Source organism: Microcoleus sp. LEGE 07076, from assembly GCF_015207455.1.
Lineage (GTDB): Bacteria > Cyanobacteriota > Cyanobacteriia > Cyanobacteriales > Microcoleaceae > Microcoleus.
Genome location: NZ_JADEWV010000020.1, coordinates 17,955 through 41,468 on the forward strand (window position 1 = coordinate 17,955; position 23,514 = coordinate 41,468).

At 45.3% G+C, this 23,514-nt stretch carries 19 protein-coding genes; 10 read left to right on the forward strand and 9 right to left on the reverse strand.

Annotated elements, in window-relative coordinates:
* Positions 1-20 precede the first annotated feature (20 nt).
* The 3 genes from IQ270_RS05315 to IQ270_RS05325 are packed head-to-tail and all read right to left on the reverse strand — an operon-like array spanning position 21 to position 1,753.
* Positions 21-659 carry an MvaI/BcnI family restriction endonuclease gene (locus tag IQ270_RS05315; RefSeq protein WP_193972205.1) on the reverse strand — a complete coding sequence of 213 codons (639 nt, stop codon included), beginning with the start codon at positions 657-659 and terminating at the stop codon, positions 21-23.
* Positions 660-667: 8 nt separating this feature from the next.
* A complete protein-coding gene (locus IQ270_RS05320; protein ID WP_193972206.1) occupies positions 668-1,531 on the reverse strand; it encodes a site-specific DNA-methyltransferase in 864 nt (287 codons plus the stop codon).
* A 48-nt stretch (positions 1,532-1,579) separates the two neighbouring features.
* Positions 1,580-1,753, reverse strand: coding sequence for a hypothetical protein (locus IQ270_RS05325; RefSeq protein WP_193972207.1), 174 nt, complete (start codon positions 1,751-1,753; stop codon positions 1,580-1,582).
* 385 nt (positions 1,754-2,138) lie between these two features.
* Between IQ270_RS05325 and IQ270_RS05330 the strand changes: the two genes are divergently transcribed.
* A complete protein-coding gene (locus IQ270_RS05330; RefSeq protein ID WP_193972208.1) occupies positions 2,139-3,002 on the forward strand; it encodes an Rpn family recombination-promoting nuclease/putative transposase in 864 nt (287 codons plus the stop codon).
* Positions 3,003-3,054: 52 nt separating this feature from the next.
* On the opposite strand, the gene IQ270_RS05335 is transcribed toward IQ270_RS05330, so the two are convergent.
* From IQ270_RS05335 to IQ270_RS05345, 3 genes are read right to left on the reverse strand one after another with little or no spacing between them, the layout of a single operon-like run.
* Positions 3,055-3,408: a DUF5615 family PIN-like protein gene (locus tag IQ270_RS05335; protein ID WP_193972209.1), complete on the reverse strand. Its 354-nt coding sequence runs from the start codon at positions 3,406-3,408 to the stop codon at positions 3,055-3,057.
* A 4-nt stretch (positions 3,409-3,412) separates the two neighbouring features.
* Positions 3,413-3,739: a DUF433 domain-containing protein gene (locus tag IQ270_RS05340; RefSeq protein ID WP_193972210.1), complete on the reverse strand. Its 327-nt coding sequence runs from the start codon at positions 3,737-3,739 to the stop codon at positions 3,413-3,415.
* Positions 3,740-3,794: 55 nt separating this feature from the next.
* Entirely contained in the window at positions 3,795-4,010 is a 216-nt protein-coding gene (locus tag IQ270_RS05345) for a hypothetical protein (protein ID WP_193972211.1), read from the reverse strand.
* A gap of 386 nt (positions 4,011-4,396) precedes the next feature.
* Here IQ270_RS05345 and IQ270_RS05350 point away from each other — a divergent pair, with 386 nt between their 5' ends.
* The 4 genes from IQ270_RS05350 to IQ270_RS05365 all read left to right on the forward strand — a co-directional run bounded on the left by IQ270_RS05350 (position 4,397) and on the right by IQ270_RS05365 (position 9,529).
* Positions 4,397-6,868, forward strand: coding sequence for a phosphoketolase (locus tag IQ270_RS05350; RefSeq protein WP_193972212.1), 2,472 nt, complete (start codon positions 4,397-4,399; stop codon positions 6,866-6,868).
* Between the two features lie 203 nt (positions 6,869-7,071).
* Positions 7,072-8,091 carry an ATP/GTP-binding protein gene (locus IQ270_RS05355; protein WP_193972213.1) on the forward strand — a complete coding sequence of 340 codons (1,020 nt, stop codon included), beginning with the start codon at positions 7,072-7,074 and terminating at the stop codon, positions 8,089-8,091.
* Positions 8,084-8,770, forward strand: a complete 687-nt coding sequence (locus IQ270_RS05360; RefSeq protein ID WP_193972214.1) for a DUF3226 domain-containing protein — start codon at positions 8,084-8,086, stop codon at positions 8,768-8,770. Before IQ270_RS05355 ends, IQ270_RS05360 begins: the two co-directional genes overlap by 8 nt.
* A 120-nt stretch (positions 8,771-8,890) precedes the next feature.
* Complete coding sequence (locus IQ270_RS05365; RefSeq protein ID WP_193972215.1) at positions 8,891-9,529, forward strand: histidine phosphatase family protein; 639 nt, start codon at positions 8,891-8,893, stop codon at positions 9,527-9,529.
* A gap of 41 nt (positions 9,530-9,570) precedes the next feature.
* Here IQ270_RS05365 and psaK read toward each other — a convergent pair whose 3' ends face one another.
* Positions 9,571-9,831 (reverse strand): photosystem I reaction center subunit PsaK, encoded by a 261-nt coding sequence (gene psaK / locus IQ270_RS05370; protein ID WP_193972216.1) that lies wholly within the window; start codon positions 9,829-9,831, stop codon positions 9,571-9,573.
* A 248-nt stretch (positions 9,832-10,079) separates the two neighbouring features.
* On the opposite strand from psaK, the gene IQ270_RS05375 reads away from it, so the two are divergent.
* Complete coding sequence (locus tag IQ270_RS05375) at positions 10,080-11,294, forward strand: acetate kinase (RefSeq protein WP_193972217.1); 1,215 nt, start codon at positions 10,080-10,082, stop codon at positions 11,292-11,294.
* Positions 11,295-11,472: 178 nt separating this feature from the next.
* Here IQ270_RS05375 and IQ270_RS05380 read toward each other — a convergent pair whose 3' ends face one another.
* Positions 11,473-16,335 carry a CHAT domain-containing protein gene (locus tag IQ270_RS05380; RefSeq protein WP_193972218.1) on the reverse strand — a complete coding sequence of 1,621 codons (4,863 nt, stop codon included), beginning with the start codon at positions 16,333-16,335 and terminating at the stop codon, positions 11,473-11,475.
* A gap of 84 nt (positions 16,336-16,419) precedes the next feature.
* On the opposite strand from IQ270_RS05380, the gene rnhA reads away from it, so the two are divergent.
* On the forward strand, positions 16,420-17,325 hold the full coding sequence (gene rnhA, locus IQ270_RS05385; RefSeq protein WP_193972219.1) for a ribonuclease HI: 906 nt from the start codon (positions 16,420-16,422) through the stop codon (positions 17,323-17,325).
* A gap of 709 nt (positions 17,326-18,034) precedes the next feature.
* Here rnhA and IQ270_RS05390 read toward each other — a convergent pair.
* Positions 18,035-18,607 (reverse strand): dual specificity protein phosphatase family protein, encoded by a 573-nt coding sequence (locus tag IQ270_RS05390; RefSeq protein WP_193972220.1) that lies wholly within the window; start codon positions 18,605-18,607, stop codon positions 18,035-18,037.
* 327 nt (positions 18,608-18,934) lie between these two features.
* Between IQ270_RS05390 and blaOXA the strand changes: the two genes are divergently transcribed.
* The 3 genes from blaOXA to IQ270_RS05405 all read left to right on the forward strand — a co-directional run bounded on the left by blaOXA (position 18,935) and on the right by IQ270_RS05405 (position 22,896).
* Positions 18,935-19,807, forward strand: a complete 873-nt coding sequence (gene blaOXA / locus IQ270_RS05395; protein ID WP_193972221.1) for a class D beta-lactamase — start codon at positions 18,935-18,937, stop codon at positions 19,805-19,807.
* A gap of 428 nt (positions 19,808-20,235) precedes the next feature.
* Entirely contained in the window at positions 20,236-21,186 is a 951-nt protein-coding gene (locus IQ270_RS05400) for an ABC transporter ATP-binding protein (protein ID WP_193972222.1), read from the forward strand.
* A gap of 51 nt (positions 21,187-21,237) precedes the next feature.
* Complete coding sequence (locus IQ270_RS05405) at positions 21,238-22,896, forward strand: hypothetical protein (RefSeq protein WP_193972223.1); 1,659 nt, start codon at positions 21,238-21,240, stop codon at positions 22,894-22,896.
* Positions 22,897-23,514: the final 618 nt, after the last annotated feature.

Here is a 23,514-nt window from a genome sequence, read left to right on the forward strand (position 1 = left end):
CAGTGGAAATCAGAAATATGTCAAGGCTTGACAGGCAGTGGAACAGAATACCCCTCTCCTAAGATATGTGCGACAAAGCTAGTTCGAGCGTAGAAAGCCCGAGAGGTGCTGCCATGCCCTGGCCCTTTAGTTCTTGGCTGCACAAGTTTGCCCATTTTTCCAGTAAGGCTTGAAAATCCTTGAGTTATAATCGTTTCTCGAACAAGGTTGTAGTCTGCTTTCACTTGCTCGTAGATTTGAGGATTATCAAGATCGAAGGAAGCAACTGAATGCACAAGAGAACGATTATCTGCTTGGCTCTCAAATACCCGTGCAACAACAACCATTTTCTGTAGTTTGTTGAAGAGATGGCTTTCCTCAAATTCTTTGCTTGCGACCTCTACTTGATCTATCATCGTGATTGCCATCGTTTCTTTGACTTTGAGTTCTCCTGTTCGTTTAGGTATTAGTGGAACCAGCTTTAGCTCCCAACTACCAAAATTAGGCGATCGAGATGAGTTAAGGGCTAATCCCAAGTAGCGTTCAATTGTATGCCCAGCCCAACCCTTGTTTTTCTTGTTTTCTTTGCTCCAAACCGTTACACGGTGATAATCTGCTAGTTGTCGAAGATCTTGACCTACTAATGTAGTGAGTCTTTTAATTGCCTCTACTCTTTCCATAAATGACCTTACTTCAATGCCAGCGGTAACTCTACTGGACTGGGATTAATTAAACCGAAGTTATCCCCGGCCGGGGTACTTCCGGTTAAACGTTTAATCGAGAGTTCAACATGACCTGGATCTGCTTCACAACCAATAAATTTCCGCCCTAATGATAAAGCTGCAACTCCAGTTGTGGAAGAACCGGAAAAAGGATCAAAAACTAGATCGTCTGGGTTTGTGCTTGCTCGAAGGCAACGCGCAACAAGTTCAATAGGTTTTTGTGTCGGATGCTTACCATAGAGTTTTTCATGTTTGCCAGGAGTAGACATTCGCCAGACATTCTTCATCTGTTTGTCGCCATTCTCAGCCTTCATTTCCTCATAATTGAATGTGTAACGTTCTTTTCCTTTACGTGCTTTCGTTGCCCACAGGATTAGTTCTGTTGAATGAGTGAAACAGCGACACCCCAGATTTGGAGGTGGAGCTGGTTTTTCCCAAATAATGTCATTGAGAATACGAAAGCCAATCTGCTGCATGGCAAATCCGACTGATGGGTACACATGGAGAGTACCCGTTACCCAGATGGTACCAGTTGGTTTAAGAAGCCGATAACAAGCAGCCAACCATGCTTTGTTAAACTCATGGTCTAGCTCAGGACCTTGACTGCGATCCCATTCCCCCTTGTTTACCTTGACCATACGACCAGCCACGCAGGTAATACCATCATTGGATAGGTTGTAGGGCGGATCAGTCCAGATGCAGTCTACGCTTTCAGCAGGCAGCAAAGCCATGAGTTCCAAAGTATCGCCGTGATAAAGGTGCGACAGTCCATCACGCGATCGCCAAACTAGCTCTGGCTTTACCTGTTCAAGTTGTACTTGTGAAGTCATAAGGCTTGTTTACTGCTAGGTTGATAGTCGAAAAGCACAATCTAGATTTTAGATTGGAGTTGAAAGCTTATCACAAATTTCGATCGCCCAAGGTCGATCGCACAAACCCACCCTATCCCTGACCTCGCCTTGGTCTAAAATCTCCTCAGCCACCAAAAAGACGATATGTGCGATCGACCAAACGAAAAAACTGCGGTAATCCAGAAATAGAAAGCATACCATACCGTAAATTGCCCACACTGGAAAATTTTCATACTTTTCCTGATTAAAAATTGACCCATATCTAAACTATGAACTATATTAAAAACATGGATGCAGCAGACATGATCTAATCATGACATCCCGTTACCCACGAGGTCGAGGAATTCCGGTAAAGACGTTCTGAATACCAAAATTTATATTTTGGCGAAGGCTCCTTAAGGAGCCTTTGTTATTTTAGGGCTTCGGTTTTTGGCATCGAACTTTTAATAAAATTTGAATTAAGGGCGATCCTCTTCGAGGGCTTCGCTAACGCATATTTCGAGATTTCGATAGAGGCCGATCGCATATTTTGCGCGAACCATTATGCAGTAGTATTAATTTGTCTCTCTTTGAGTGCAAATCTTTCATGCGGCGGGATTCAATATTCTACAAACTGTTCGGACAAGCGCCCACCTTACTGTTCGATCTACTAGCGACAACTCCAGCAAATGCTGCCAATTATCGCTTTGACTCGGTGGCAGTCAAAGAACCTAAATTTGAAATTGACGGCGTATTTTTGCCCCCAGAATCGGAGGAACCGGGCATTGTCTATTTTTGTGAAGTTCAGTTTCAGAAAGACGAACAACTTTACGAAAGGTTGTTTGGCGAATCGTTTTTATATTTTTACCGCAATCGCAGTCGTTACAGCGATTGGCAAGCTGTAGTGATTTATCCATCACGCAGCGTCGAACAAAGCGATGTTTATCCTTATCGAGCTTTGCTCAACAGCAATCAAGTGCATCGGGTATGCTTGGATGAGTTAGGGGATATTCGCGCTTTGCCTTTAGGGATTGCGCTGATGGTGTTGACGACTGTCGGGGAGACTCAAGCACCAGCAGAAGCAAGATATTTGCTGAGCCGAGTGCAGCAAGAAGTTCCACCAGCAGCAGGTCGCGAGATTATAGATATAATAGCAACTATTATGTCGTACAAATTTACATCGTTGAGTCGAGCCGAGGTGGAATCGATGTTGGGAATTACATTACAGGAAACGAGATTCTATCAAGAAGCTAAGGCGGAAGGACGGCAGGAAGGACGGCAGGCAGAAGCTTGTGCCCTGATTGTCCGACAATTAACCCGTCGGTTGCGGCAAGAACTTTCTGAGGAAATGCGATCGCGCCTTGCTAATCTGCCCTTGCTAGTGCTCGAAGATTTGAGTGAGGCGCTGTTGGATTTTGCTACTATGGCGGATTTGCAGGCTTGGCTGGAGGTGCAGCAGTCAGAAAGATAAGAATTTAGCGAGTTATGAGGGCTTCAATAGCTGATGCACTTTACTCGCTAAATTAAGATATAGACGGCGGCCCAGAACGATAGACACGAATCAATTGATCTGTTAATGTTTCAAGTGAAGAAATAGCTTCATTAATGTTAGTCGCCATTCTTGCTAAGTCATCATCTGCCTTACAGACAATAATACCAGCATGGTCAGGCTGTAAGCTGTGCAGTCTGATAAAATGACGGCGATTGAGAGTTAAAACAGCTCGATTTTCACTGACTGCAAAAGCTAACACTTCTTCATCAGGAATTTTTTGGTTATCTTTTCCGGCTTCTTGCACTGTCAGAATATTGTGCCCCATCTGGCGCAGCAATTCTACAACCTCTCTGGGAAATTGTTCGTCACCATAAAGACGCGCCATTATCTCAATCCTCGTCATTCTCGCGGATAGCTATTTCAATTTCATCTGGAAAAGCTGCCGCATAAGCCCAGGCATTTGCTAAATCAGTAGCCGTTAGTGTGGGATAGTTATCTAAGAGTCGAGACTCGTTCATACCCAAACGACGAAAGCTCTCCAGCACCCAAACAGGAATGCGAGTATTTCTGATACAAGCATCACCACCGCAGACACCGGGAGTTTTGTTAATTCCTTGCCAGGTGTTAGCTAAGTTTTGGGTTAAAAATTGGATGATTTGAGCTTTCTCGATCGGCGTTAAGGCCAAAAGTTGTGCTTCTAATTCTGGGATTGTCATGGAAATCTTGGGATTTATGTATTTTCTATTGTATCTAATACAATTAAAGCTTGGCTCAATCCCACTCCTCCCTAATTTGTTTCTGGTACTCTAACGGGTCTAGAATTAGTTTAATCACACCCGCATACTTCGCTAAATTACTCTTTTCCGTCTTTTGAATTATCAGAGTCTCTAACAGTTGCTCAATTTTCTGCCAGTCCTCGTAATCAATCAGCACTGCAACTGGACGCATTGCTTCATCGGTGACAAGTTTTTTCTTAACAGGTAGCATTAAGGCTCCCTTCAGATTTAATGTTTAACTTTTTCATTATAGCTCCACAATTAAAAATCGGTATATTTAATATAAATTATTCTCACCTCTATCTTGAGAAGTATCTTTTTATTGCCGAAGCCTGGGGATCAAAATTGCCCGCTTGTTACTCAAAAATTAAGGTTGATTTAAACTTTAATTTAGATCAAGCTGGTATACAATTCAATTGTTTGCTTGTGAAATATGGAGTAAACATAAATTACGCACTCCCACCAAAGAAACCGGGTTTTCCGCGAATCTGCGGGTTGTAACCAAGTATTTTTGTAAAAAACCCGGTTTCTAGACCCCGTACTAATTTCAAAACAAAGTTTACCAAACAAAGAACTAAACACAGGATTGAATCGCGTATGATGCTAGGAACAACCGAAATCCCCCAACTAAAACCGCTTTCCGACTCAGAACTCAGCAAAATCAACGCTTACTGGCGATCGGCAAATTACCTTTCCGTCGGACAAATCTATCTCCTCGACAACCCGCTACTCAAAGAACCCCTCAAAATCGAACACGTCAAACCCAGACTCCTCGGACATTGGGGCACCACTCCAGGCCTCAACTTCATCTACGTTCACCTCAACCGCCTCATCAAAGCCCAAGACTTAAACGCTATCTACATCGCAGGCCCGGGACACGGCGGGCCGGGTTTGGTGGCCAACACCTATCTCGAAGGAACTTATACCGAATATTACTCGAACATTTCCCAAGATGAAGAGGGGATGAAACGGCTGTTCAAACAGTTTTCGTTTCCCGGCGGTATCCCCAGCCACGTCGCGCCGGAAACTCCTGGTTCGATTCACGAAGGCGGCGAACTTGGCTACGCCCTTGTGCACGCTTACGGGGCGGCCTTTGATAATCCCGATTTAATCGTGGCGGCGGTTGTCGGGGACGGGGAAGCGGAAACTGGCCCGCTGGCTGCTAGCTGGCATTCTAACAAGTTCCTCAACCCGGTTCGGGATGGGGCTGTGTTGCCGATTTTGCACCTCAACGGCTACAAAATTGCCAATCCTACCGTGTTGGCCCGCATTCCCCGCGAAGAATTGGAGAGTTTGATGGTGGGTTACGGCTACAAACCTTATTGGGTAGAGGGTTCAGATCCGGAAACGATGCACCAGTTGATGGCTGCAACGATGGATACGGCGATCGGCGAAATTAAGGCGATTCAGGAGAAAGCCCGGACTGAGGGCTATTCTCAGCGCCCGCAGTGGCCGATGATTGTACTTAAAAGTCCCAAGGGTTGGACGGGGCCGAAGGAGGTTGATGGGAAGAAAACTGAGGATTATTGGCGATCGCACCAAGTTCCATTAGCAGAAATGGCTTCTAAGCCGGGCCACGTCCAACTCCTGGAAGATTGGATGAAGAGTTACAAGCCGGAAGAACTGTTTGATGACAAGGGTAAATTGATTGCAGAATTGGCGGAACTTGCACCGAAGGGCGATCGACGGATGGGGGCAAATCCCCACGCTAACGGCGGTATCTTGCTAAAAGACTTAAAAATGCCAAAATTTGCAGACTACGCCGTAGACGTGCAAAAACCAGGCACTGTGATAGCAGAAGCAACCCGCGTCACTGGTCGCTTTCTGCGAGATGTGATGAAACTGAATCAGGAAAGCCGGAATTTCCGAGTTGTCGGGCCCGACGAGACGGCCTCAAATCGCCTCGATCCAGTGTTTGAAGTGACCGATCGGGTGTTGACGGCCCAAATTTTGCCGGAAGATGACCATATCTCCGCCGACGGGCGGGTGATGGAAGTCCTCAGCGAACATCTCTGTCAGGGATGGCTGGAAGGCTATTTGCTAACAGGAAGGCACGGTTTTTTCTCTTGCTACGAAGCGTTTATTCACATCATTGATTCGATGTTCAACCAACACGCTAAATGGTTGAAAACTACTCGCGATATTCCTTGGCGCAGACCGATCGCATCTCTCAACTATTTACTAACATCTCACGTTTGGCGACAAGACCACAACGGTTTTTCTCACCAAGATCCGGGTTTTATCGACCACGTAATTAACAAGAAAGCGGAAGTTGTGCGGATTTATTTGCCGCCGGATGCGAACACTTTGCTGTCAGTAACTGACCACTGTCTCCGCAGTCGCCATTATGTGAATGTGATTATTGCAGGGAAACAGCCGGCTTTGCAGTATTTGGATATGGATGCTGCGATCAAACACTGTACTACTGGCCTCGGTATTTGGGAGTGGGCTAGCAACGATCGAGGCGGCGAACCAGATGTGGTGATGGCTTGTGCGGGGGATGTTCCGACGCTGGAAACTTTGGCTGCTGTTGATATTTTGCGCCGAGATTATCCTGATTTAAAAGTGCGGGTGGTGAATGTGGTGGATTTGATGACGCTTCAGCCTACTAGCGAACATTCCCACGGTTTGTCCGATCGCGATTTTGATGCTTTGTTCACGAAGGATAAGCCTGTGATTTTTGCTTTTCACGGCTATCCTTGGCTGATTCACCGCTTGACTTACCGCCGGACGAATCACTCGAACATTCACGTTCGCGGTTACAAGGAAGAGGGAACGACTACGACGCCGTTTGATATGGTGGTGATGAACGATCTCGATCGCTTTCACTTAGTTGGAGATGTCCTCGATCGCGTTCCGAAACTGAGTTCTGTCGCAGCTTATGGGAAACAAGCTATCCGCGACAAGCTGATCGAACACAGGCAGTATATCACCAAACACGGTGACGATCTGCCGGAAATCCGCGATTGGAAGTGGTCGCACGGTGGCGCGGTTGAGTCGGATGCGCCGCAGGAAACTAAAGATCCGGAGGTTGGAGAACAGGGTGTGCGATCGGGTGCACCTGGATAGGGGCGGCTTCTCTTTATCTGCGTGAATCTGCGTTAATCTATTGTCATCTGCGGTTAACAAATTCTCTTTTTTTAACCGCAGAGAACACAGAGAACACAGAGAAAGATAAGAGAGAGATGAATAATTCTGATGCTAATAAGATATAATTAATCTTAGCATAAATCAATCGCGAGTCAGGATTTGTACATTCAAAAGGATCGGTAATGCTTAAAGAAATAGAAATCCAAAATTTTAGGTGCTTTGAGCAAATCAAAATTTCTGGGTTTGAAAGAGTCAATTTAATCGGCGGTAAAAACAATGCTGGCAAGACAGCCTTGCTAGAAGCACTTTGTCTTAAAATCGATCCATCTATTCGGAGTCTAGCGATACTAAAAGAGCTAAGAAGAGAGAAAGAGACATCAAGTATTCCAGCAACCATGCTATATAGAGCATGGGATAACTTATTTTACAACAAAAACAACGAGGTAAATATAGTAATTATCAGTAAAGACGACAGCGATAACACTGAGTTCGTAAAAATTAATTTAGATATTAATTCAATTTCAATTAAATCTAAAATAATTGTCGAATTGATAAAAAACGAAGATAGTTCTACTTCGCAAGCAGAACTGACTTTTATGAGCCAGTTAATAAGCACTGGCATTTCTCTTACTGAAGAAGGACCGATTGTTCCTTCATTTATCATAAGTTCGGGGAGAAAACTTACGGAAGCATTCGATCGCGCGCGCTTAGATGATAAAGATAGTGAAGTTTTAAAAGCTTTTCAAGTTATCGACCCCGCGATCGAATCTGTAGAAAGTTTTTCTATTGGCGAACCCACACTTTATTTGAGAAGAAAAGGCGAAAAACGTTTACCACTTTCATTGTTTGGAGATGCCATGAATCGAGTGGCACATATTATGATTAAAATGATAAACAGTAAATACAACATACTGCTAATTGATGAAATAGAGAATGGCATTCACCATACAAATCAGCGAGAATTTTGGAGAATTTTATTTCGGTTGGCGGTTGAACTGGATACCAAGATTTTTGCCACAACTCACAGTTTAGAGATGCTGCAAGCATTTGCTGATGTTGGTTTGGAACCAAATCAGAAATGCAGCAGCGCATATTTTGAACTAGCAAGGAAACTCAAAACAAATCAAATAATCGGAAGTCGGCTCGATTTGGAAACTTTGAATTACGCACTAGAGCATAAAGAAGGAGTGAGAGGTGAGTAATATTGTTATAGTAGAAAGTAAAAATGATAAAATTTTTATGCAGGGAATGGTTGAGAAATTAAACTGCGATATCCAGGTAGCATCACCTATTTATATAGATGATTATCAAAGTTTGGAAGGCTTGAGCGAAACAGAGTTAACCAAAGCTTTAAAAAATTTAGAAAGAAAGATTGACCGAAAAGATATCGAAAAAATTGGAATTATTATCGACATGGATAACTATGCAGAGCGAGAACGGCTAAAATTTGTAAATAGATGTATCGAACAGGTATTTGAAGCTGAAACTTTGTCAAGCACTAAACAATTTATCGATATTTACGGAGAGAGTGGAACAAGTGCTAAATTGGCTTATTACTTTACAAATGTTGGAGGTAGAGGGGAACTGGAAACGCTTTTAAAGGCAATCAAGGCTAAAGATTCTCCCTATGCTGATTGTTTGGATAGTTGGAAAACTTGCCTAGAAAGCCAGGGAAAGAAAATCAACCAGAAAGAGTTTGATAAATTCTGGATTAGCAACTATATTAGATTTGATACTTGCTCAAAGCAGGAACAGAAACAAGCAGGCGGGAAATGCAGTATGTCTAAGTTCGATTACGTGATGGAACACAAAAAAGAGATTTGGGACTGGGATAATCCCGCTCTTGATGATTTGAAGGATTTTTTTAAACTCTTTTGTTAATATGATAAAATTCACATAAGTAGGTATCGGAATTATTCATCTCTCTTCTCTCTTTCTCTGCGCCCTCTGCGCCCTCTGTGGTTAATAAAAAAAATCCTGTCCACCAAATAAGACATCTATATGAGCTTAAAAATCTACTTTGTACGACACGGTGAAACGACTTACAGCAAGACTGGCGGCTACTGCGGCGACCTCGACGCAGAATTAACACCGGAAGGTTCTATGATGGCCGAACAATTTGCCGCAACTTATGCAAAATTGCCTTGGAATGCTGTTTATGTCAGCCCCATGAAACGCACGATCGCAACTGCGAAACCTCTGTGCGATGCTGTGGGAATTGAAATGCAACTTCGCGACGGATTGAGGGAAATTAAGTACGGCAAGTGGGAGGGTAAAACAGTTGAGTTTGTTCGTGAAAAATACGCTGAAGATTATATTAACTGGCTGACTGAACCCGCTTGGAATCCACCGACTGAGGGGGAAACTTCTGTGCAAATTGCTAGCCGATCGTCCTTAGTGATTGCAGAAATTCAGGAAAAGTACAAGAATGGTAATGTTTTGGTGGTTTCCCACAAGGCGACTATTCGGATTATTCTGTGCAGTTTGTTGGGGATCGATTTGGGAAGTTATCGCCTTCGCATTGCCGCCTTAGCAGCTTCTGTGAGTGTTGTCAAGTTTGATGTGCGCGGGCCGATGCTGGAGGTTTTGGGCGATCGATCGTACATGGATGAAACTCTCCGCAATTTACCCGGTACTTGAAATGGCGGGTAAGGTGCGGGGGCGCACCGTACAGTCTGAAACTAAATTGCGCCTATGTAAGACAATCCTAAAATCGTACCTGTTCCCAGAATATGACCGAAGCAGAGACTTCCGACAAGCGCACCCAAGCTCAAACCGCCCACCAGATTGGCTGAGGGCGCGGCTGGGCCTGTGTGAGGATTTTTGATGGTTAAGCTCCCGAAAGCAATGGCTGCAACATTGCAAATAATCATAATTAAACCGATTTCGGGGCTCCACTCTACGGTTCTGGCGACAACGGTTAGTAAAATTGGTGTAAACATCGATCGACTCCTTAAAATTTACTAAATGAAAATCTGAGAAAAAGATATATCAAAAAAATGCAACTGTTAGCCACACATTGCATTAATAGTTAACATTTCGACATTTTTCTTTACGATTTCCCCATGCTCTTAAGTTTTCTTAGTCCGCGGAGGCGGACTTCGTTTATGTAGTAGCGATTTCAATCGCCGAGGTATCTAAAAACAGTTTTTGAATTATAATTTAAACCTTTACCTGAGTTGATTTGGCGATGAAAATATTGGTTTTAAATGCAGGTTCTAGCAGTCAAAAGAGCTGTGTTTACGAGTTAAACGATGTTTTGCCCGAGATCCCTTTGCAGCCCCTGTGGGAGGCGCAAATTGACTGGACTCACCAGCAGGGTATAGCAGAGTTGAAAGTCGAAACAGCAACAGGTATTCAACTTGAGGAAGAATTAGCCTCAGATTCTCGCGAAGCCGCTATTTCTCGAATGCTGGAGACTCTGTGGAAGGGGAAAACTCAAATTATTAACGATTTAAACGAGATTGATATTGTCGGTCATCGCGTCGTACACGGCGGCCAAGACTATCAGCAAAGTACCTTAATTTCACCGGAAGTAAAAAAGGCGATCGCCCGTTTAGCAGTTTTCGCCCCTGTACACAATCCCGTTAACCTCGAAGGCATTGAGGCGATCGAGAATATCCTCCCAAATGTGCCGCAAATAGCAGTTTTTGATACAGCTTTTCACGCACAATTACCCCCCGCCGCCTTTGTGTATCCCGGCCCCTACGAATGGCTGGAAAACAAGATTCGCCGCTACGGTTTTCACGGGATTAGCCATCAATATTGCGCGCGCAGGGCTGCTCAAATTCTCAACCGCGATTCTGCCGATTTGCGACTGATTACCTGTCATTTGGGCAACGGGTGTTCTCTGGCCGCTATTCGTGGTGGCGTGAGTGTGGACACGACGATGGGATTTACGCCCTTGGAAGGTTTGATGATGGGAAGTCGATCGGGTTCGATCGATCCGGGTATTATCATTCATCTGTTAAAACAATCCGATCTTACTTCTGAGAAACTTGATGATATTCTCAATCGAAATTCTGGTTTGAAAGGAATTTCTGGGGTGTCTGGCGATATCCGGCAGATTGTCGAGGCTATTACCCAAGGTAATGAGAGAGCTCAACTTGCTTTGGATATTTACATCCACCGTTTGCGATCGGGAATTGGGGCGATGCTGGCGAGTTTGGGAGGGTTGGATGCTTTAATTTTTACGGCTGGTGTTGGGGAAAATTCGACTGTTGTCCGGGCTGCTGCTTGTGAAGCTTTTGGATTTATCGGATTAAAATTGGATGGCGAAAAGAATCAACAGTTGTCAGTTGATGAAGATATTGCGGCCGTGGATTCTGCGGTGCGAGTTTTGGTAATTCATACGCAGGAGGATTGGGAAATTGCACGAGAATGCTGGGATATTTATCGCCGATAATTTGGTAGTTGAGGTAGGTTGAGACGGCAGCTAAGAAGGCACCGCCCCTACCTGTTCACTGTTTGAACAATACTGATGCAACCGGAAATGATATCAACCGCATTTATATGGCAGAAATTTATTTTTGTAGGTTGAAGATTCGGCAGTTTCAACCGCCGCCTGCAACCTAAAAACAAGATTACCACGGACTTCCAATCATCACAAAAGCCGACCAATAATAAGGATGCGACAACTTCAAATCAGCAAACCCTTGCAAAGATTGTGGCAACTCCACTCCCTCACCACGACTCGAACCCCGCAACCTGCCGCCCTCCAAACGCACATCACCCCGCAACATCGCAATTTGCGCTTCTCGCAGCGCCGCCGCCTTAATTGGCGCTGTCTTCAAATGCTGGTAAAACTCATTCATCAATCCCAAAGTACCCTCATCCGAAACATACCACAAACTACCCAAAGCTGTTTGCACCCCCGCTTGTAGCGCCAATCCCCCAAAACCCAACTCCGCACTTTCATCACCCACCGCAGTCCGACAAGCACTTAAAACAAACAAATTTACCTGCGGATTATTCAAGCTCAAATTCTGCAACTCATTCAGTCTCAGCCGACTATTCCACAACTGAATAAAAGAATTACTCGGTGCCCCCGGACGAAATTCGCCGTGAGTAGCTAAGTGAATAATTCCAAAAGGCCGGCTTTGATGCTGTTGTTTCAAATTCTCTAAAGTGAAACCCTCATTCAGAAAACTTGCTCCCGGCCACTCTCGCGAAATAGCAGCTATTTCTGCTGGCACCGCAGGTAAAGGATTCAACTCGGAAAATTGCGACGCGCCCATTGCTAAAACTTGAGATTTTCTGATGTCTACGTAGCGGCTATCTGTTAAATTAATGCTGGGCATCAAGCTGAGACTGTACTTTTCCACCAAAAATTGTTTTCCGTCGTGCAAAGCAGCAAAGGGCATTCCTCTCAAACCTCGATCGACAACAAAGGAAATAGTATCCGTTTCGCACTTTTGCAAATCGTCCTCCAAAGGCGCAACCATCCACTTATAAAGCTTTTGGGCTGATGGTAGATAACTGGTAGTAGCCCGCGCCCCAGGCTTAGTAATCTCACTCCTGAATTCAGTTACAACTTTCAGCATTTCTTTTCGGTTTGCTTGCGGCACGGTTTTGTGAACAACTGCACCGCAAGAAGTTACTAACATTAAATCTAATTTTTCTGCTCGCGAAAACACATAAATCAAGCTGGGTTTTGTCCCCGTTTCTGCACCGACGGATGCTAACTTTTTCTTGATTTCGTCTGGGGATAGCAACTCCTCGCTGCTGACGTTGATACCGAAATATTCCCGAAATTCTTGGCTGAAAGATTTGTCCAGTAGAGACAAAGCTTCCGAGATTTTGCCGCTCTCCAAATTTCTGCCGATTTCACTGCGAAATGGTTGCCCCAAAATGGGTTCTGTAGAATTTCCACCGATGAAATTTCTGATTTCTTTCGCAGATTGCATTCTTTCCGGCGGTATCCTTTCTCCGGGTTTTCCTATAATATCTCGCGATATTATGTTTTGATTCCGTTGCTGTTGGGAGTTAAGGGGTTCGTTTGGTTCTGGAAAAACCCGTTTTCTATCAGATGGAAATCTACCGCTTGGCGATGGTGGCGGTGGAGTTATTCCCGGTGGAGTTATTCCCGGTGGAGTTATTCCCGGTGGAGTTATTCCCGGTGGAGTTATTCCCGGTGGAGTTATTCCCGGTGGAGTTATTCCCGGTGGAGTTATTCCCGGTGGATTATTTGGTTGGTTGGTAGTGACGATCGCACTATTGCTCTGAGTGTAAGAATTGATGAAAGATTGCCCCTGAGCAATTGTACCCGCAGCATTGCTGGCGATCGCCCCAGCAGTCCCGTTAACCCTCGCATCTCCCACCGCAAAAGGTATCGGCGGATTGACATCCCCGCCGCCGTGGGCGATCCTGACTGTACCCGGTTGAGCGCCACCAAGCGTTGAGACACTCACAGTGCGGTTTTGGTCAAAAGTACCAGTCACTCGCACCAAACCCGGAGTTGCGATATCAACTTTAGCGCCCGGAGCATAGACCGATACAATGCTAATATCATTTTGAGCGTTAATATTGACTGCAGGATTGCGGCCGCGCCCCGAAAGATTAACATCTATTTCCCCAGTTCCGATCTGCCCTCCCGCTAAAATATCCACAATTGATGAAGCATTAATATTACCAGTAGTGACATTTCCCCTGCTGCTAACTAAATCAACTATAACTCCCTGCAAATTTCCCGAAATCACATTTTGAGCGGCTTGCAAATTAATATTTCCTCCAGCAGCGTTAACATCCCCAATTCTCACATTCCCACGGCTGTTAACATCAACTGCAAATCCCCTCAAATTTCCAGCATTGACATCGCCAGATGCTGTCAAGCTCACCCCGTTAGCTGCGGTAATATTTGCAGTTTGAAGGCTGCCAGCATTACTATTAACTGAAACATCACTTCCCTGTAAAATTCCTGAATTTATATTGCCCAAAGCTGTCAAATTCACATTGCTGGTGGCGGCGGCACTGGTAACTCCAATTGTCCCCGCACGGCTGTTAATATTAACAGCCACACCCCGCAAATTTTCTGAGTTCACATTTCCCGCACTTCTTACATTGATATTTCCAGTTGACGCAGTATTGCCGATCGCAATATTTCCCCCATCACTGTTAACATCAACTGCCGCCCCCTGCAAATTCCCAGTATTTAAGTCGCTAGAAGCTCTCAAAGCAATGCTGGCGGCGGCAGCATCAATCGATGCCACATTAATATTAGTTTGCGCGTCCAGATTGACTGTGGGAATCGCAGGATTAACTGGATTTGTGGCAGGATTAACAGCGATCGCCCCCGTGTTGATTTGTTGTCCGGCTAAAATTCTGACATCTCCCGCAGTGGCGATCGTACCCGTAGCGACACTTCCGCTGCTGCTGCTAGCCCTGAGAGTCGCAGCCGCCAGGTTCCCTACGGTTAAGTCGCCCGAAGCTGCCAAAGTGAGATTTTCGGTGGCTGTAATATTGGCGGGTGTTGTATTCGGGACAATTGTATTGGGATCGCTGACAACTCCCAGAGCACCTGAACTACTGGTAAGATTAACTTGAGAACCCTGCAAATTCCCAAAATTGACATTGCCGGAGGCTGTAAGTGCGATCGCCCCAGAATTCCCAGTGTCGATCGCACCGGTTACAATATTACCCGCAGTCGAATTCAGATTAATATTGCCGTTGATATCAGCACGAGAGATATCATTAGTTAATATAATATTGTTGAGAGCTTGAATATTAATTGTCGAACCAGACGTTAATCTGCCCCCAACTACTACTCCAGCTTCCCTGCTTTCGAGACTAATTTCTCCGCCGTTAATATCACTTGTTCCCACATCTCCCGTTGCCGACAAAATCACCGGCCCGCCTGCTACAATATTTTCCACAGCAATCAAATTTCTGCCAAAAACTGGCTCAGCAGTGAAATTTGTATCCTCACCTAAACTGTCAGGAGAAATATTCACCGGATTTGCCAAATTTGCCAATCCCGCCCGCAGAATCAAAGCCGGACTCCTGGTTAAAATCGCAATATCCGGATCGCCCAGATTCACATTTTCAGTCTGCAATGCAGTATCAGGACCAGTAATGGTAATATTCTCACCAATAATGCTCCCCCTCGCCTCGATTTTCAGGGAAACACCAGTATAATCACCAAAAAAAACATCTCCTTCGGAACTGATAATCGGGTCAAATAAACTCACAAAATTTCCCGGCATTCCCGACAGATTCCGCACCGAAAAATTGCCTCCCGAAACAAAGTGAGAATCCCCCGAAATCACGCCGTTGCTAACTAAACTCAAATTGCCGCCGCTTTGAAATTGTGGGGGAAGAGACAAGCCGCCGATCGCGTTTTGAGTGAGAATGTCGATCGCGCGATCGGCCCGCACCTCCAAATTCCCCCCAGCCCGCGCCAAAAACGGATTCTGAACGCTATCTCTCACCCGCACCGCATCCCCTGCCAGCAAACTCAAATCCCCCGCAGTTTGCAGTCTAGCGCCCGCTAACGAGAGATTTCCCGCAGCCCAGATTGTCGCGCTTCCGGCATTCAATTGATCCAACGCAGACACATTCCCAGCAGCAATAGCCACATCCCCAGAATTCACCACCAAACCAGAACCCACAAGCCGCACGCTACCGTCATCCGCAACCGCAACACCAGTCGCCTGATTTTGCCCCGTACCTGTCAGCAACTGCGGCAAAGAAACAGGATTTAAAGTTTGTTGAAAACTCCCAAAATTCCCGCCCGCTGGTATTTCCAAACTCAACAAAAGCCCCGGTTGACTAACGCGCAAAACATTCTCGGCCCCAACCGCAGCAACAATAATTTGGCCTCGCGGAGCCGACAACTGTCCCGTACTCACAACCGTACCGCCGAGCAAACTCAAATTTTGTCCCGAAGTCACAGCCAAATTGCCAGCATTAACAATACTTCCCGGTTGAACCGCACCAAAATAAAAAGCATTTGGCGTACCAACTAACGCGCTAAAATTATTTTCACCCGTCGCATTAAACCAATTAGAACCAAAACCGACATTCGTCGCAGTAGTCGCAGTGAAAGCCCCCGGCACATTCAAACTCGCGTTAGGGCCAAACACAATCCCCGCCGGATTAATCAGAAAAAGATGAGAATTGCCGCCGGTGACAGTAATTAAGCCGTTAATTAGCGAAGCGTTCCCAGAAATTCGAGCTAATATATTTTGAATAGCCGAATTAGTCAAAAAATTAGCAATTTGACCTTCATTCAAGCCAAACTGCCCAAAACTGTGAAAAAGATTTGCGCCGTCTCCCGACAAACGGCCGCCGTTGATATCGTAGCGGTTGCCGCTGCGGGTAACGGCAGTGCCAGTACCGTCAGTAGCGGGAACTATGGGCTGTGCTTGCGCGCAAGTATTAAAAATTAACAAAGAAAACGGACAAATAAATAGCGCGAGTTTTTTAATCTTTAAGTTAGTGTTTTTCATAGCAGCAAGTCAAACTATCTCAATTGCCTCAATTATCGCACCTGCAAACAAAATAATCGTAAAAAATAACAAATTAACTCGACCATGACAACTCCCACCATCAAAAGCTTGTACACAGACGGCGCTTGTTCCGGCAATCCGGGCCCCGGCGGCTGGGGTGCAGTAGTTTGCTTCGCCGACGGCAACTGTCACGAACTCGGGGGAGCAGACCCCCAAACCACCAACAACCGCATGGAAATGCAGGCTGCGGTGGCTGCGCTCGAATTTTTTGCCAATTCCGGTCAAACCGAACCAGTCACCGTTTACACCGACAGTGAATACGTTAAAAACGGCATTACCAAATGGATTCAAGGCTGGAAAAACAAAGGCTGGAAAACCTCAACGGGCAAAGAAGTCGTCAACCAAGACCTCTGGCACCTGCTAGATAAGCTGAATTCCCGACAAGTGAAGTGGGAACACGTCCGCGGCCACTCCGGCGACTTCTACAACGATAGATGCGATGAAATTGCCCGCAGCTTTTCTCACAATCTGATTCCCAAACTGCAACAGCAGAAAGCAACAGCAGACGGGGAACTGGCCCGCACGGGGGCACCGCCCCTACACTTGCAAAACCCAATTGTTTTGGAAGAAACGGACACAACTGGTAACAAAACGATAGAATCCTATGTCATAACTTCTGACCTTTCGATCTGCAACTCTACCATGATGGATTCAACTGCCGATACCCTGGAGAACTTGCCCCGCGAGGTGAGGGTTCAGGAACTCCGCAACCTGATCGAAACCTTGCACATAGCCGACGAGGTAGCCACCAAAGGCTACTTGATTACCAGTTCCGAACTGGCTGATTTGATGGATGTAAATGCCAGCGCTGTCACCAGTCGCGGAGATAATTGGGTGTGGCGAAATTGGGTAGTTTCTCGCGTGCGGCGCGAAGGCAACCAAATTCTCTGGCAATTAGAGAGAATCGACCACGTTAGTACGACTGATTAGTCATTAGTGATTAGTCATTAGTGATTAGTCATTAGTGATTAGTGATTAGTCATCAGTCATTAGTCGATTAATGACTGATGGCTAGTGAGTGTCTCAAAGCAATGTTTGTCAAAATGCCGCCGGGACACAACTTGAGTTGTGTCTTTATATCAATTCCGGTTGCATCGATATTGTTCAAATAACCAACAGCCAACAGGTAGGGGCGGTGCCAAGAGTGCCCGCCCTCAACAATTAACAATTAACAATTAACACTATGCCGCAGGGACACAACTTGAGTTGTGTCTTTATATCTTTTCCGGTTGGATCGGTTTTGTTCAAACAACCAACAGTCAAGAGTCAACAATTAACGGGAGTGCAACCGGAATTGATATTACCTGGATCTTTACCTGTATTGCAGGCAAGATAAAATTGTTGCAAAGTTGTAGGTGCGCCGCTCTTTAATCTTTGTTTGGGGCGAGAATTGTGGGTGCGGCGCACCCTACTTTTACTAATAGGTGGTAAGATCCAATGAACCGCGAAGACGCAAAGAGCGCGAAGTCAGAGAAAGAAGAAGATGTATGTCCTTCCTAACCTACCCTTGGGGAACGGCTTCGTGTTCGCGGTTTAATGATTCCGATGCTACCGGATTTGAGAGCGCCGGTAATATCATTTCCCGTCGATTACCCCCTCTGATTGTAGGGACTCCCCTCACCAAAAAGTCGCCCGGATTTTAGTCTGTGTCGGTCGATCGCGCATGATACAAGTTCTTCCCAAAATCACGGCGGCAGCAATCTAACAAAGCATCGAGTTCTCCAGCAACTTGCCAGGGATTTCGACCTTTCAAAAAAGCAGCGATCGCAGCTTCGTAGGGATTTCTGCCAGTTTTTTTGACGGCCGCGATCGCCTCTTGGTTAGAAAATCCCCGCCCGCTAACCAACCAAGCAGCCAAAACCTGTCCTGTGCGCCCAATCCCGCCACCACAGTGAACTACCACCCGATCGCCCGATCGACTTGCAGATATCAAAAACGGTAAAATGCGATCGACTAAAATGGAGCGATCGGCCAATTCAAAATCGGCGATCGGAGCCCAGCATACCCGATCGCGCCCAAAAACATTTCGATAGCTTCCCAGCAAATCACCATAGCGGACGAGTTGAGCATCAGGAAGCAAGCAACAAACTCGATCGATCGTCTGACACCGCATAAAATCAATCCACCGAGCAACTTCCTCATCGCGGTAGCCCGGTCTTGCCGCACCAAACACAATTAATTCATGCTCCGAAGCCGCCGCAAATTTGTACATAATTATATGATAATTGCTATAAAGTTATACTATTTAAATAAAAATGTATTTGCGTTGATTTGCGTCAATCTGCCTGACATCTGCGGTTGACTCAATCAAAATTTTACACGAGCAGTCTAGTCCAGTACATCAAAATTTATGAACAGCATATATTGTAGGGTGCGTCAAGCCCAAAATCTAATTATTTCCCACACAGCCTAAATCTGACGCAGCTTTTTGTAGTTGATAACTTACACAACGATCGCATATATTGTAGGGTGCGTCAAGCCCAAAATCTAATTATTTCCCACACAGCCTAAATCTGACGCACCTGGTACATCAAAATTTATGAACAGAAGATTTCGCGAGCTCGCTCTGATTTTAATCGTATCAAGCTGCATTACTGCTGTTTTAATTCAGCCATCGCAATCTGCCTTAACCGCACCAACTCCAGCGCAGCAATTCGGGTATAGAGGAGGAGATGTCGCTCAAACAATCAATTTTGGACGGCACTTTCAAGAATTAGGCGTTGAAGGCTCGATCGCCATTTACGACTTGAATAGCGATCGGCTTTACCAACACAATCCGCAGCGCAATGCAACAGATTTTTTACCCGCATCTACATTTAAAATTCTCAACTCCCTGATTTCCTTAGAAACAAACGTAATTTCCAATGAACTTGCAATTCTCACTTGGGATGGAATTCAAAGGTCAATTCCCGCCTGGAATCGAGACTTGAACATGAGAGAAGCCATCAAACTTTCCGCCGTCTGGTTTTACCAAGTTCTCGCGCGCCGAGTCGGACACGAAAAAATGCAAAAATGGGTAGCCAAAGCCGATTATGGCAACCAAAACATTGGAAAAAAAGATGATATTGATAAATTTTGGTTAGAGGGAAAACTGCGAATCACACCCAACCAGCAAATTCAATTTTTGCGCCGTCTCTACAAAAACGACTTACCTTTTTCCGAGCGATCGCTCTCTCTAGTTAAAGACATCATGATTGTCGAACAAACTCCCGATTACACAATCCGGGCAAAAACAGGCTGGGCAGGTTTTGGAGAACAAACAAAGGCTCAAATCGGCTGGTATGTCGGTTATTTAGAGCAGAATAAAAATGCTTATTTTTTTGCCACAAACATTGACATTCGCAGCAAAAACGACGCAGCCGCCAGGATAGAATTGACGCGCCGTTGCTTCAAGGATCTGGCGCTGCTTTAGGTGCGTTATCTCAAATCCTCTCTTCATCGGAATAGTAAATTGACTGTTGACAGTTAACAGTTGACAGTTAACAGTTAACAGTTAACATCATGTATGAGTGCAACCGGAATTGATATTATCTGTTCTCTAATCACAAACCTGTAAATAATTCTTCTAAAATCTTACCCTCTCACATCTTGAAAAACATCTGCGTGTATCTGTGTTAATCTGCCTCAATCTGCGGTTTCCCGATCGCTCAAAAAATCACGCCATAAGTTTACCAATTGTTAATTACGTTTTTCCCAACCTTACCAAAACTCAAAATCTTTTTAATACTTAACAATTTATTTTCCGAAATGTGGGTGACAACTGCTGTATCAAAAGGCTAAACTAGTTGCAAGCTTTGAAGCTAGGCACGAAACGCAGCAAATTTCAATCGCCTTTAAAATATGGCAAAAGAATTAGCAATAGATACTCGCGGACTCACCAAACAATTCGATCGCCATATTGCCGTTAATGACATCGACTTGCAAGTCGCCACCGGCGAAATCTGCGGGCTCATCGGCCCCAACGGTGCCGGCAAAACTACCTTGCTGCGAATGTTGGCCGCCGCTGAAGAACCGACAACAGGGGAAATTTACATTAACGGCAGCCGCTTGCTGCGCGATCGATCTGAACCCACCCTCAAACAGCGCATCGGCTTTCTTCCCGACGACTTTCCCCTGTACGGCGACTTGACTGTTTGGGATTATTTAGATTACTTTGCCCGACTCTACAACCTGCGGCAGCCGCAGCGCCGAGAACGCATCGGTACAGTTTTAGAACTCGTGCAATTAACCAACAAGCGCAACAGCTTAATTTCCACTCTTTCGCGGGGAATGAAACAGCGCTTGAGTTTGGGTAGAACTATTATCCACGAACCGCTTTTGCTGCTGTTAGACGAACCAGTTTCCGGTTTAGATCCGATCGCCCGATCGCAATTCCGTGAAATCATCAAAAGCTTGCAACAAGCTGGCATGACCGTACTCATATCATCCCACGTTCTCAGCGACTTAGCCGAACTTTGCAGTTGGGTGGGAATTATGGAACTCGGTTATCTTGTCGAAAGCGCCCCTTTGCAAGAACTTTACAAACGACTAGGAAAACAGCAAATATTCCTGTCAACTTTGGGCGATTTAGCAGCGCTAATATCGGAACTAAAAAACTTTCCTTGGGTTGAAAGCTGGGAAATAGTGCCGGAAACTCAGCAGGTTTGCGTTCAGTTTTCAGGAAGCCGGGAAGATGCAGCAAATCTATTGCGATCTCTGGTTATTGCCAACATTCCCTTAACCGAATTCCACTGCACTCAAGAAAATTTAGAAACCATTTTCCTCAAAATGGGACACCAGCAAGCATCTTGAGAGTTGACAGTTTAGGGCCACTTTTTCAATCACAACTCAAAACTATTACCTATGATTCTCAACATACTAGACCAAATCGGTAACTGGAATCCCCAGTTATTTCGCGAAATCAAAGGCCGGCTGAAAATCGGCAATATTGCCATTGCCAGCATCTTATCTATCTGCGCTCAACTGCTGCTATTCTGGACTTGCCGCACCGAGATACCAATTGCGCCTCCAGCAGGTGAGTACAATAACCCCACCTACAACAAATTTTGCTTTAGCTTGGATGCCAATAATCCAATATGCCTCAGAGATGCTGCCGGCAACTTTCAGATTAACTGGCAGTATTGGTACCTCGAACTGTTTGTTTATCTGAGTATATTTAGCGCGATCGCACTTTTAGTAGCCGGCACTTATCTGCTAGTGAGCGACCTCGATCAAGAAGAACGCCGCGGCACTCTCAACTTTATTCGCCTCAGCCCCCAATCTGCCAAAACCATTTTTCTGGGCAAAATTCTCGGCGTTCCAATTTTACTTTACCTAGCAGCAATTCTGACCGTACCCCTGCACTTGTACAGCGGGTTAACAGCTCAAATACCCCTGCATCAGATTTTATGTTTCTACGGGGCGATCGCAGCTAGCTGTGCTTTATTCTACAGCGCTGCAATGCTATTCGGCTTAACAACCAGTTGGTTGGGAGGGTTTCAACCTTGGTTGGCGGGCGCAGCAGTTTTGATTTTTACTACCACAGCTTTTAATCTGCCGTCGCCACGCAACGCTGCTGACTTAATAACATTCTTGTCTCCGGCTGCTGTTTTGAAATACTCAGTCAATGGAGTAATAGAATTCGGCAATTCAAACTTGCACTGGTTAATTAAAAATTGCGAAAACGTAAAATGGTTTAATTTGCCGATCGGCAACAGCTTTGCACTGTCTACAATTTTATCTCTGTCTATCTGCGGGGTTTTAACCTATTGGATGTGGCAGGGATGGCAGCGGCGCTTTCCCAACCCCAGCAGCACAGTTTTGAGCAAGCGCCAAAGTTACTTGCTCGTGTTCTCCTGTCAGCCAATTATTTTAGGATTTGCACTTCAATCCCCAGGCGGAACGGACAATATCACCTTTGTATTCCTCCTGAATTTGGTAGTTTTTGTAGGTTTAATTGCTGCTTTAACCCCAGAAAGGCAAGCTTTGTACGATTGGGCAAGGTATCGCCAACAAATCGTTCCCAGCAGTCATAAATTGTGGCGGCGCTACCCCATGCTCGATTTAATTTGGAGCGAAAAAAGTCCCGCTATAATTGCGATCGCCCTCAATCTCCTAATCTCGACCTTGATTTTAACACCTTTGCTGCTAGGGGAGAACAACGGCTTGTTCGGCATAATTGTTTGGCTGAATCTAATCGCGATTTACGCCACCGTTGCCCAGTTATTCCTATTTGCAAAAATCCGAAACCAGGCAGTTTGGGCGGTTTGTACAGTCGGAGGCGCGATCGTTTTGCCGCCAATCATTTTATCTATGCTTTCCCTCACCCCCGAAAAAAATCCTTTGATTTGGATGTCAACAGTTCCCTTCGTTGGGTTGGGCCTGGAAAACACGTCTGGACATATCTTTTTGCTCTCCGCGATCGGTCAGTGGACTGTCTTAGTGCTGCTGAACCTGCAATTGAGTCGGCAACTGAAAATCGCAGGCGAATCAGCCTCTAAAGCTCTGCTGAGGGCCCGATAAGCACGAGAACCAAGCCCGATCGCGACTGGGATGGGCTGACTGAGATTGTTACTCAGAATCAAAAATTGTCAGTGAAGTGAGATTCTACTAATACCAATTTCATAAACTTATGCTACATACAAAGTTTGACTCCCCCTCATAACAAGGAGGGGTTGGGGGGGGAGATATGTAGCGCTATTTTATGAAATTGGTATAAGCTGCCGCACATTTAAATTGTATGTGCAGGGCCGGCGGGACACCCCACTCATTGTTTTATTTTTTTCGTTCTAGCTTAGCAAGCCGAGTGTTTTAAATCTTTGATAACTTACGCAAAAAAACAGCTTTCTCCGAAAAATTGTGGATTATTCCCATAGATTTTGACGCAGAAACCGGGTTTTTTGACCCGCGTGCGTAAGATAAAACCCGTTGGTATCGGAATTATTCATCTCTCTTTTCTATGACTCAGCGCCCTCTGTGGCCTCTGCGGTTTAATCATTCCTAGGACTTATACCAATTTTTTATGAATCTGCATAGAATCAGATCCCCCCAGCCCCCTTAAAAAAGGGGAGTAAGAATTCAAAGTCCCCCTTTTTAAGGGGGATGCGAGGGGGATCGGGATATGTGCAATTTCAGATTAAA